General features: G+C 54.3%; 11 protein-coding genes. 1 reads left to right on the top strand and 10 read right to left on the bottom strand.

Annotation, left to right across the window (positions count from 1 at the left end; translation table 11 throughout):
- Positions 1 to 152 precede the first annotated feature (152 nt).
- From BO53_RS0105870 to BO53_RS0105825, 9 genes are all read right to left on the bottom strand, one after another.
- Positions 153 to 1,430, bottom strand: coding sequence for a TolB family protein (locus tag BO53_RS0105870; protein WP_156956103.1), 1,278 nt, complete (start codon positions 1,428 to 1,430; stop codon positions 153 to 155).
- A gap of 136 nt (positions 1,431 to 1,566) precedes the next feature.
- Positions 1,567 to 2,748 (bottom strand): diaminopropionate ammonia-lyase, encoded by a 1,182-nt coding sequence (locus BO53_RS0105865; protein WP_051683033.1) that lies wholly within the window; start codon positions 2,746 to 2,748, stop codon positions 1,567 to 1,569.
- 72 nt (positions 2,749 to 2,820) lie between these two features.
- Complete coding sequence (locus tag BO53_RS0105860) at positions 2,821 to 4,272, bottom strand: glycoside hydrolase family 32 protein (protein WP_031546500.1); 1,452 nt, start codon at positions 4,270 to 4,272, stop codon at positions 2,821 to 2,823.
- Between the two features lie 13 nt (positions 4,273 to 4,285).
- Positions 4,286 to 5,692, bottom strand: a complete 1,407-nt coding sequence (locus tag BO53_RS0105855) for a sucrose-specific PTS transporter subunit IIBC (protein ID WP_031546497.1) — start codon at positions 5,690 to 5,692, stop codon at positions 4,286 to 4,288.
- Between the two features lie 96 nt (positions 5,693 to 5,788).
- Complete coding sequence (locus BO53_RS0105850; protein WP_031546494.1) at positions 5,789 to 6,778, bottom strand: LacI family DNA-binding transcriptional regulator; 990 nt, start codon at positions 6,776 to 6,778, stop codon at positions 5,789 to 5,791.
- A gap of 169 nt (positions 6,779 to 6,947) precedes the next feature.
- Entirely contained in the window at positions 6,948 to 7,160 is a 213-nt protein-coding gene (locus BO53_RS0105845; RefSeq protein ID WP_031546491.1) for a DUF6366 family protein, read from the bottom strand.
- A 454-nt stretch (positions 7,161 to 7,614) separates the two neighbouring features.
- The gene (locus tag BO53_RS0105835; RefSeq protein WP_031546488.1) at positions 7,615 to 8,583 is read right to left on the bottom strand and encodes an alpha/beta hydrolase; all 969 of its coding nucleotides are present in this window, start codon (positions 8,581 to 8,583) and stop codon (positions 7,615 to 7,617) included.
- 55 nt (positions 8,584 to 8,638) lie between these two features.
- The gene (locus BO53_RS0105830; protein ID WP_031546486.1) at positions 8,639 to 9,298 is read right to left on the bottom strand and encodes a DUF6320 domain-containing protein; all 660 of its coding nucleotides are present in this window, start codon (positions 9,296 to 9,298) and stop codon (positions 8,639 to 8,641) included.
- On the bottom strand, positions 9,295 to 10,572 hold the full coding sequence (locus tag BO53_RS0105825; protein ID WP_031546484.1) for an alcohol acetyltransferase: 1,278 nt from the start codon (positions 10,570 to 10,572) through the stop codon (positions 9,295 to 9,297). The genes BO53_RS0105830 and BO53_RS0105825 overlap by 4 nt, the downstream gene beginning before the upstream one ends.
- Positions 10,573 to 10,764: 192 nt before the next feature.
- Here BO53_RS0105825 and BO53_RS0105820 point away from each other — a divergent pair, with 192 nt between their 5' ends.
- On the top strand, positions 10,765 to 10,983 hold the full coding sequence (locus BO53_RS0105820) for a hypothetical protein (protein WP_031546482.1): 219 nt from the start codon (positions 10,765 to 10,767) through the stop codon (positions 10,981 to 10,983).
- An 18-nt stretch (positions 10,984 to 11,001) separates the two neighbouring features.
- Here BO53_RS0105820 and BO53_RS0105815 read toward each other — a convergent pair whose 3' ends face one another.
- Positions 11,002 to 11,847 (bottom strand): putative RNA methyltransferase, encoded by an 846-nt coding sequence (locus tag BO53_RS0105815; protein ID WP_031546478.1) that lies wholly within the window; start codon positions 11,845 to 11,847, stop codon positions 11,002 to 11,004.
- Positions 11,848 to 12,054 lie beyond the last annotated feature (207 nt).

Genomic DNA, 12,054 nt, shown 5'->3' with positions numbered 1-12,054 from the left:
TATCGCGTACCCGTAATTCAGCCGTTCTACACTTATGAATTGAAGGTTCGAGGATACAGGGAGGCAGCACGCAAAAAAAGGATGCGGACGCTTATCCTTCAAATGAAAACACCGTGGGACTCCTGTCAGGGAGACCCACGGTTTTCATTTTTCTACATGGTTTGATTGATTGAAGACACCCGCTTATGGATGAAGGCGAAAGCAAGCAGCACGACGGTGCATCCCAGGAGCCAGATCGCAATCATCATCAGCCCGATACCCATCCATGCGTTATTGAATGATGCGATGATCGAGCCGATGAGTGTGAATGCCGCAAGTGCTGCACTGACGATGGACGGCAGATATGTCCGGCCTTCCGCATGCATATAAAGGGTGGCAAGCCCGAACATCAGGAGATAAAGGATGGTCAGGGTCGCTGTATTGACCATCCGATCCACCACCGCTCCAGGCTGGAAGCCGCCTTCTGACTCCGGCAGGTCCATAGCGAGCGGCACCATTTCCTCTCCGTCATGGTCTGCAGTCATCAATTCGTATGATGCCGGCGCACCAGGCCAGTTCGGCTGTGCCAGAAAAGCAATCCGATCTTCGTCATGGAAGAACGCCGGTGAGGTGACGGAGGCACCATAATCCGTCACCTGCTGCGTGTCGCCACTTCCCATATCCATGAGGAAGAGTTCGTAGATGTACGTTCCCCCCTCTTCCTCGTTCACCATTGTCGTATAGGCTGCCAAGTTCCCATCTGGGGAGAGCTTAACATTAAACACCTCGCCCGGGAGTGGATCTCCCTCAAACGGCTTTTCTTCCCCGGTTTCAATATCATATGTCCGCAGCGCTGCACCCCGCATGCCATCTATAAAATGTAGTGTGCTGCCATCTTCTGATATATTGAGGCTATTCATATCCAGGGCATCTTTGTCGGTCAGCTGTTCATGTTTGGTACCGTCAGCACCGACCCGATACAGATCCCTGAAGTTCTCCTTTTCACCTTCCCGCGCCAGCAGATCTTCTGCCGGCATGCCGATATAATAGAAGGTTTCACCATCCGGCGACATGACCGCTTCAAATACATGCATGTCGGAGTCAGTCAGCTCCACCGGATCCGCACCCCGCTCAGGCAAGTAACGCAGCGTCTGGATTCGATCCTCGACGATGGCGATATAGAACAGCCCTTCCCCGTCAGGTGTGAACGTCGGATGACTGTGTTTTTCTGCTTCGGGAGATGTGAGTTGCGTTGTACTGCCATCCTCCAAATTCCCGACATGAAGCGACTCCCTGCCCTGGTCGAAATAGGAAAATGCCAACTGTTCATCATCCGGAGAGACGTCGATGGCTTCCCCGAGGCCCGTGTGATGGCGGGTTGGATCATTGTCACTCAACATACTGTAGGCAACCGATGCAGCGAACAGTACGGCCACTGCGCCGATCAGCACCAATAGCGTCTTTTTCCTACTGATAGTATCCCCTCCGTCAAATGATTGTAGTCTATCTCATAGCGGTTTCCAAAAATGAAGAAGCATCCGTGTTCATGAATATCTTCTCGCCATGATGGAATGACTATTCTAATACTCATAGCCTCCGAGTCATAACCCTTTCGTAGTTCGCGGCATCGGTATCGCCCTCGGTACTGATGAACAGGACATTTGAAGTGCCATCCAGTCCGAGCCGTTGGCTTTCCTCCTGATATTCTTCTTCCGTCATCAATCGATGGAATGCACCAAACGGTGCGGCACCGGATTCACCGGAGACGATGCTTTGATCGTCACCCTCAGGTCTTCCAAGCAGCCGCATGCCCCTGGCACTTGTCTCATCCCCGCAGCTGATGAAGGCATCGGCTGAGGCTTTCAGTATCTCCCAGCCCTGGATGCTTGGTTTGCCGCATGCGAGACCGGCCATCATCGTGTCAAGGGCGCCCGTGACCCGCTGCGGGTCTCCGGAAGGGTTCTGGATCGAGCGATGGAAGCAATCGGCCTGGTCCGGCTCCACGACGACGATCGTTGGACCTTCTCCACCAGTCAGGTTGAAGAGCGCCGCTGCCATCGCACCGGCGAACGAACCGACACCGGCCTGCAGGAACACATGTGTGATGCCATGGAAAACATTCTTTCCAAGCTGTGACTGCACTTCCTTGATGATCGTCGTGTAGCCTTTCATGATCGAGAGGGGAACCTCCTCATATCCCGGCCACGCCGTATCCTGAACCAGCACCCAGCCGTTCTCCTCCGCCAGTGCGGCCACCCGTTCCACCGTGTCATCGTAGTTCATGTTCATGATTTCCGCTTCTGCCCCAAGCTCCCGTATCGCTTCCAGACGAGAGACTTCCGATCCTTCCGGCATGAACACCTTCGCCTGCTGGCCGAGCAGTGACGCCGCCCACGCAAGCCCCTTGCCATGGTTGCCGTCCGTTGCTGTCGCAAATGTGGCGGTGGGATGGTTTCGGAGGGCATCCTGAAGGGTGTGATAACCATCGAACTCCATCCCCTCATGATCCCTGAAATATTCAGCCACCGCATGGATGCCGCCGAGCCCTTTGAAGGCGTTCAGTCCGAACCGCTTCGATTCGTCCTTCACATATATTTTCCCGACGCCGATGCTGTCCGCCAAATCATTCAACTGGACCAGCGGTGTCTCATCATAACCCGGCACACTCCCATGGAACATCTTCACCGCTTCCAGCCGTTCCGGGTCGAAATGTTCAAGGAGCAGCGGGTGGCTGCCTTTCTTCTTGAAGCCATTCCATACCATCTGCATATCCATCCCTCCCCTTTTCCTCAATGATAACAGAAAAAAGGACCGGGTTTTCACCCGGTCCGATCATTACCATCAGTACATGTCGATCGTATTCTCTTTAAGGTTCCATACGGTCATCTCACACTGTACTGCCCCACGCGCCTTCAGTTCGATATTCCTTTCATCTACTTCAGGGAAGAAGCGGGATGAGCACACTTCCTCCCCGCCATTGACGAAGATCTCCACCGAGGAGCGGTCAAGGAATATGCGGAGGTTCCCAAGTTGTTCCAGCTGGAAGGCACGCTGCTCGCGTCCCTCCCCCGAAAATTTCCTTCTTTCGATGATGAAGCGTTGACCATCGTAGACGACCTTCACATCATTCCTCAGAACCAGCTCAAATCCATCCGTGATGTCATTCTTGAATTCCACACTGATTTCACTGAGCGGTTCGATTCCGGCATGGAATGAGGTCTCGGGATTAAGCATGACCGCATGACTCACCCTCTCATCCCTCAGCTTTTGAAGTTCCGGAGCAGGGGCCTGAATCACCCTGTCCCCTTTCATTTCAAGCACCCGCGGAATCGTCAGTCCATGGATCCAATTCTTCCCGATGGTCGGCTGATCCTGTTCATCATCATCCGTGATGCCCATCCAGGCGATCAGGATGCGTCTGCCCGATCCATCAGTGAAGGTCTGCGGCGCGTAGAAGTCGAACCCCCGGTCGAGCTCGGTAAAATCTCCGTGGCTGTAGGTGTACATGGATGAATCGAAGGCTCCGGTGAAGTGTCCGGCCTGAAAGAGGTTATGGTACTTGTCCCCATCCGCTTCAAGCCCCTGTGGGCAGACGATGAGTATGTCCCTTCCATCCAGTTCAAACAGATCCGGACACTCCCACATGTAGCCGAAGTCGCCGAGCCCGTTGATGTTGCTGCCGGCGATCGGTCCGATGAAATCCCAGTCCACCAGGTTTTCAGAAGCGGCGATGACAGCTTCACCGTGCCCTTGTTCATTCTGTGCACCGAGGATCATCAGCCATTGCCCATCCGTTTTCCACACTTTCGGATCCCGAAAATGCGGGGTGTACCCGTCAGGCAGATGGAGCACAGGGCCCTTCTTCTCGAAATGGATGCCGTCCTCCGACACAGCAAGGCACTGGTAGGTCGACCGTCTGTCCTCGGCGTCCTTCACATTGCCGGTGTAGAAGAGGTACATCTTCCCGTCATGCTCGATGGCACTTCCGGAATAGCATCCATGCTTGTCATACCACGCATCCGGCACGAGTGCCGCAGGCTCCAGTGTCCAGTTGATGAGGTCCCTTGATGTGTAATGGCCCCAGGCCTTCTTTCCATGTGTCGTTTCAAACGGGTTCCACTGGAAGAAGACGTGGTAGGTCCCATTGAACTGTATCAGACCATTCGGATCGTTCAGCAGCCCGACAGGCGGCATCAGGTGATAATCGAGCCGATAAGGATCCATCTCAAGATTCTGTACATTATCGCTGATTTCGGCATCGATATGTGTCTGGTAGTCACTTTTCTGGTCCATTCCAAAACTCCTTCTACTCTTCAGTGATTTCTTCCGCCTTCTTATCGGAATAGCCGAACAGCCATGTCAACGTGAAGGCCACGCCGATTGCCACAACATTGACGAGGATGTACATGAAGATGTTTTCATTCAGATAGAGCAGCGTTCCCGGGATGACGGTGATCGCCATGCCTGTTCCCGCCAACCCTGAGATGGAGGCCACGAACCCGCCGGCGGCACCGCCGATGAGGCCCATGACGAACGGCCAGATGTAGCGCAGGTTCACACCGAATATGGCCGGCTCCGTAATGCCGAGGAATGCTGAAAATGACGACGGCAGCGCAAGCGCCTTGAGCTTCTTCGACTTCGTCTTCAGGCCGACGGCGAGTGTCGCGCCACCCTGGGCGGCAACGGAGGCTGTGATGATCGCATTGTACGGGTTGACGCCAAGCTCATCGAGCAGTTGGATTTCAAGCAGGTTGAAGATATGGTGCACACCGGTGATGACGATGATCTGGTTCAGACCACCGATCAGTATGCCGCTGATTCCGAAAGGCCAGGCGAGTACGGAGAGCGTCACATCCAGGATGACCCCTTCCAGCGCGTGGAAGATCGGACCGATCAGGAAGAGCGCCAGCGTGATCATGATGAGCAGCGTCAGGAACGGCGTGACTATCAGGTCCAGCGACTCCGGTGTCCTGTTCCGTATGAAGCGCTCCACTTTGGCCCCGATGATGCCGGCGATGAAGGCCGGCAGTACGGATGCCTGATAGCCGACGACGGGAATGAAACCGGCGAACATGATCGGCTCGACACCGCCGCCTGCAACATCCCATGCATTTGGCAGGGATGGACTGACGAGCATCAGACCAAGCACAAGTCCGATGATCGGCGTCCCGCCGAACACGCGGAATGTGGACCATGCCACAAGTGCCGGCAGGAAGATGAAGGCGGTATCCGTCAGTATTTCAGTAAACAGGATGAAGTTGTCCGAGATGTCATCGGCCGTCATGCCGAACAGGGCGAGTACCTCCTCCTGCAGGACGAGTCCGCGCAGACCCATGAAAAGACCGGTGGCAACGAGGATCGGGATGATCGGTACGAAGACATCACCGAATGCACGGATGGCCCGCTGGACGACATTACCCTTCTTGGCCCCCTCCTTCTTCGCTTCCGACTTCGTGGTGCCTTCAAATCCGGATTTGACCATCTCATCATGGATCCGGTTGACCGTGCCGGTCCCAAGGATGACCTGGTACTGCCCGGAATTGTAGAAGGCCCCTTTCACCTTGTCGATGTTCTCGACCGCCTCCTGGTCGATCTTGGTTCTGTCTTCTATGATCAGTCGCAGTCGTGTAGCGCAATGGGCGACGGAAGAGATGTTCTCCTCTCCGCCTACAGCTTCGATGATTTCCTTGGCGATTCTGCTGTTATCCGACATTTCAACACTCCTTTTATCTTAATTATCTGAATTAGGGAATCGATTCCACATTTGTGGAAGAAAAAATGAAGGCGCATGATTCCGCTTTCATTCTTACTATATACTATCGCGCTCAACCAACTTAAAGTCAAGCACTTTTTTTTCTGAGACGCCCTTTTCCCCCTGCAGCAGCTGCATCATCGTGCGCGCCGCAACACTGCCCGCCTGCTCATATTCGTATTCGATCGTCGTCAGGGCGGGTTCGATGAAGCGTGACGTTTCGGAAGCGCCGATGCCGACGATCGCGATATCCCCGGGGATATCATAACCGTGGCGCCTGATGTACCGCCATGCCCCGAGCCCCATCCTGTCGGTCGCTGCAAACACCGCATCCACCTTCCTGGATGATGCCTCCAGCATCCGTGACGCCGCTTCATATCCGGATTCGATGGAGAAGTCACCGGTCTCCAGCCAGGCATCCTCCACTTCAATGCCGTGCTGTGCCATCGCTTCCAGGTATCCCGCTTTCCTCTGCACGCCGACTGACCGGTCCGCCTCGTCCACACCGATGTAACCGATCGACCGGCGTCCTTTTTCAATCAGCAGCTCCGTCATTCGGCGTGCTGCAGCATGGTCATCGAAGATGACGGACGGCACGCCGGACATCTCCTGGCCGACCACGACCACCGGCACTTTGGATGTTTTGATTTCATCCATCAGTGCCTGGTCCACATTCGTCGCGATGAGGATGATGCCATCCACCTGCCGGTTCTGCAGCAGACGCAGATGCTCAATCTCCTTCTGCCTCTCCAGATCCGTGGTCGTCAGCAGGATCTGATAGCCGATGCCCTCGAACACGCTGTTCATGCCGTTCACTGTCCGGGAAGAGGTATCCGTGCTGATCTTCGGCAGGATCACCCCGATGATCTTCGTCTCCTTCGTCCGGAGGGACTTCGCATGCTGGCTCGGGACATAGCCCGTCTCCTCGATGACATCCATCACCCTTTTCCGGGCCTTCTCGCTGACATACCCCGTACTGTTGATCACCCGGGACACCGTCGTCCTTGAGACACCCGCCATTTCCGCTATATCGTTGATGGTTATCATTAGCCTTCACCTGCACTTCTCTATCTTCTACTGCCTTCATCATAACCGATATCGCGTCCATTTTGAATCCATTGCTGATGGTTTTTCTTCATCTGGCACCGGATTGAAAAAAGGCGGAGCGCAGTACGCGCCCCGCCTCCGTCTTTGATGCATGGATCTGTCATGGGACTCAGAAAAAGACAAGACCGGCTACCAGCCCGATCACGAACAGCAGAATGAGCAGGCCAAGACCCTTCCAGCCGAGACTCCCTGCCATATCGGCCAGACTGCCGCTGCCTGCCCGATCGGAAGCATCCTTCAGATTCCCTGCAGGATTGTTTTTCAACTCTTCCTGTCTTAGTCTTTCTCCTCTTTGTTCGGAAGTCTCTCTGTCCTTATGCATAATACAAACACCTCCTATGATAAATTCATTATCAGTATCCTCTTACCCAAAATTCATTAAACACTTTTTTCAAATGAAAGGAGATGCTCCTCAAATATATTAATCATCAACTATAGACGGGAAGACGATCCTTCTTATCAAATCTATAAGATATAAAGCAGGACAATAAACACCAAACTCAGAAATCAGGGTATAGAAAAGAAACTATATTGACCTCTGAGGATGATGGAAATGTTGGTATTATTTAGTTTTTTAGGAACTGTATTTGCTGTTATTGCGATTGGGTATTTAATTCAAACTGACAGATGGAAACAAAAATAGTCGAGACTGTAGTGAACCGAAGAGTTGAACATTAATTAAGCAATATTTTCAAGGGCCTGTCTTCTGTATATAGCAGAAAACAGGCCTCTTAATTTTGTTCTGGCTTTCCTATGGGTGTAGTAATCTATTATCTTCATTCCAGCGACTCCAATATCTTTCTCATCTTCCTGCGCGCCTCCGCCCCTTCCGGAATCGGATACTGCGGGAAGACATGGTTCATCAGCGGATACTCGTAATACTCATGTTCGGCCCCGGCATCCCGGAGCATGTGCGCAAACTTCCGTGCATCAGGGAGGCATATTTCCCGTTCCCCGACGAACATGTAGAGTTTCGGCAGGCCCTCAAGCGGTCCATTGATCGGGGAGACCCTGTAATGGGCCGGGTCGTAATTCCCCGCCCAGATCCGCCCGATGACCTTCAGGTTCTCGGGCTTCAACATCGGATCGAGCTTTGCATACTTGTCCATCTCGGGATGCTCCAGCGTGACATCGAGCCAGGGCGAGATGACGATGAGCCCCTTCGGCATGGGCAGCCCCTCCTCAGACAGCCATTGGGCGAATCCGATCGCAAGGCCACCCCCTGCAGAGTCCCCCATCAGCACCGGCGGTGCCGCCGACTCGCCGAGCAGCTTCTGATAGAGTGCCGCGACGGCTATGTATGCCCGCTCAAACGAATGTTCCGGCGCCTTCGGATAGATCGGCACGATGAACTCGAGGCCTGTGTCCTGCACCATGCGGTCGAGGAACAGCCAATGGAATATCGACGGCTGATGGATATAGCCGCCGCCATGGAGATAGAGGACCCGGCGGTGCCCCCGCCTACGGCGGGGACGCATCCTGTACACTTTCATCCCCGCTTCCTGGAAGGGTTCGATTTCCGACCGCATGATGCCTTCCGGGATCCTGTGCTCCCTGCGGTTCTCCCTGAAGTTTCTGGCAAGCATCTCCGCATCGACATCTTCGAGGTCGAAGTTGACGATCCTGATGATATCCTCGGCCAGCCTGCTCCCGACACTCCTGCCTTCGATGAGGACCGCCCGCCCTGCATAGGACAGGACGCTTGCCCCTGCGAGCACTAGAGAGGCCTTGAGCATTTTATTCATCCAATCATTCCTTTCAGATCATGTTGCTTCCATCAAACTGGTCGTGCCGAATATGCTACAGGTGGAACCGGCGACCAAGCTGCGTCATGAAGGCCTGGTTGGCGAAGACCAGCATCAGCGCAAATGTCGCGACTGCATACAATGCCGCAACGAGGCTCGGCCACAGTACCGTGGCCAATCCCGTCAGGTAAAGGACCGCGGGCACGAACCCGAGCCCGATCATCATCAGCAGAAAGCTGACATAGCCCGTCCACTTCAGGCGCACCGTCACCATGATGATTGTAATCACCAGGATGCCCGCAATGATGAGGGCCGGCACGACATAGTCCACCGACCACTGCACGGCGCCCGACATGGCATCTATGACGAGCAGCACGATGGTCAGGCTGATGACTTGGGCAGTGATCTTTCCGCCAATGTGCGAGGCCGAGAGGATCGTATGGCTCAGCGATACCAGCGCATAGAATACGGCGACCGCCACATAGAACACCCACAGGAACTGGGGAACGACGATGAGGTTGATGAAGAAGCAGACGAGTACAGCCAGGAGGCCGATGAAAATCGCAAGACGCGATATGCGGGCGCGGATCCGCTGCTGCTTCCTGTCGTAATCGGGATACCAGCGGATGGCCGCCTGTGCTTCTGATACTTCCGTCTGACACAACGGACACCGCCTGTGCGCCGTCATGACATCACATTCTGGACAGCGGTTCATCGCTCCTCCCCCCATCGATTCGAATAGACCATGACTTCAAGCCCCGTCATCTGCCGCAGCCGCCGGAAGAACGACCGGATGATGGTACTCTCCTCGATCGACCGGGCGAATGTCACGGTCAGCTGGTCATTCAGTGTGCCGACCCCGCAGTTGATCGGGCTTTTCCTTGTGGGATAGAGGATGATTTCCATCCGTTCCACATGTGGTTCCATTGACTCGGGCAGAGCGATGTTCCCGAGATTCGAGAGCGTCATCGTCTTGGCCCGTTCGCCGATCTGATTGAACCCGAAGCGCATGATGGGATATTTCAGGAGGACCGGCGTCGCACGTATGAACAGGCTGCTCTGGAGGGAGACGAAGCGGTTGATGCCCTGCTGCAGGCGCGCCTTATCCGTCTTTTCCACGAGCTGCTCCGTCACTGTTCTGATGATCTCATCAAACTGCATATAGCCATCCATCGGCACACCGATATTGGCCACCGAAAAGAAGTTCCTCAACGTTTCGGAAGGAAACGCCCTGCGCAGGCTGATGGGCAGCGCAACGACCACATTCCCTTCAGGGGATCCCTGCCGGATCTTCTCTTCATGAACGACATCGATCAGGACACTTGTGAGCAGGCCGGTCAGCGATGTCCCCCGGCTCTTGGCATACCGGTTGAGGGCGGATGCATCGACCACGCCGTGTACGACATGGATGCCTGGCGGATCGAGCGTCTTCCCTTCAATCTGATAGGCCTTCTGTCCCCGCTTCTCCGGCCGCCTGACCGAGTGCGATGTCGCATACCTTTCAAAACTGTCCTCCATCTCTTCACGTTTCGGCGAATCCTCGGGCCTAAGCACCTTATCATCCGCCGTGACCTCATTACCCTTGAGGCGCAGATACTGGTAGACCAGCGTCTTCAAGAATTCCATCGCACCCCCGCCATCGGTCAGGGAATGGAAGATTTCGACCGAAACCCGGTGCTCATAATAAAGGACACGGATCAGATAGGCATTGTTCTCCTTCCTGTCGATCGGAGCACAGGGATGATCCACCTCCTGCTTTACAAGCAGCTGTTCATCATTGTGCTCCATGAAGTCCCAGAACAGGCCCTTGCGCACCCGGACGGTGAGCGTCGGAAAGCGGACCGCCACGATATCGAGCGCCGACTGCAGACATTCCGGATCGACCTGCTCCTTCAGGATCATCGCCACCCGGAAGACCGACGAGTTCGTCGTATCGGAGACCGCATGGAAGATCTTGCCCGTGTTGTCTATCCTGTACCATTCATCCATGAGTCCGCCTCCTTTATCATTGGTTGTCCATTTATTGTATCATCTGCCGGGAAATTTTGATGCCGGCCGACGCTCCGTAAGTTCCCGCAGAATCCTCTCCATCCACCCGTAAAGGCCCCCTTGCTTTTAACCGGCATCATTTTCATAATGAAGGTGAACCTGCATATTTTCGGAATAGGAAGGTGAAAAAGGATGCCCCGGAAAAACCGTGCCTCAGACTTCTTTGCACTGGCATTGCCCTTTGGCATGATGGCAGGCACCCTCATCGGCATGATCGCGGGTCTCGTGATCAACGCTGAAATTATGATCTATACTTTGGCTGCCGGAACAGTCGCAGGCTATATGACCGGCCTGTTGGTCTACCTCATACTTCATCACCGGCTCAACAGCAGGGACCAGTCGGATCTATGAACCGAGCCAGCGGCTGATTCACCTGCGCCCGACCAGTATTTCAAGGTCGATGGTCACCGTCTTCTCCGCGGCGATGAAATCATCCAGTTCACCGGGCGCATGGTTCCATGCCAGCGGCGACATCTCTATCAAATGTTCGAGTGCCGCACGGTCGAGCGTCACTTCATCCGTCACACGCCGCCGCTCCACAACCTCATAGTTTTCCTCGAAAAGGGATACGGTGCCGGTGTTGTCGTATGTCTCCCTGTCGGTGTCCCTGTACAGCGCCTCACGCAATTCCTTGAGATATCCGGACTCCGGCACGACCTTCACGACCAGCCCGTCCGGTGAGAGGACGCGGTTGAACTCGGCATAGTTTGCAGGCGACAGGATATTCACGATCGCATCCATGCTTCCGTCCCGGATAGGCAGCTTCGCTAAATCTCCGACGAACCATATGGAATGAGGGTAATGCTTCGCCGCCAGCATGATGCCCTCCTTGGCGATGTCGACGCCGATGCCGACACCATCCACGCCATCCAGTATCCGATCAAGGTGCGAGCCTTCCCCGCTGCCTGCATCAAGCACCAATGGCCTGCCCGGAAGCCGTCTGATGATCCCCGATACTTCCTCATGCATCTGACGATAGAATCCGCTTTCCAAAATGAACGCCCGCCGATGCTGGAACAGATTTTTATCATATTGTGTCTTCACCGGCCGGGTCATCATGTTTACATAACCCTGCTTTGCGAAATCGAATGAATGATTGTTTTCGCACGCGAGGCTTTTTAGTGCTTCAACATGCATTGCACCCCCGCATATCGGGCAGCGCAGCATGCCTGCATGCCCTTCAACCAGTGCGGCCATCTGTTCCTTCTTCTTCATGTTTCTCCTCCTGCTCCGTCATCTCTGTTGCCTTAATATTAGAGGTATTGTATTGAGAATTCAATTGTACCGCGGCAATTCACACAGCCGCTTACGGAAATCATTCCACATATGCAAAAATCATGACAATTATTTACATACCATTGTTTTGCAACGTGCTCTTGTCTATTCTGAAATAAAGGGAGAGATACATATGGAATACTTGGA

This window comes from Salinicoccus luteus DSM 17002, assembly GCF_000712035.1.
Taxonomy (GTDB): domain Bacteria; phylum Bacillota; class Bacilli; order Staphylococcales; family Salinicoccaceae; genus Salinicoccus; species Salinicoccus luteus.
Note: the sequence above shows the minus strand (reverse complement) of the source record. Positions and strands in the feature narration are given on the sequence as shown.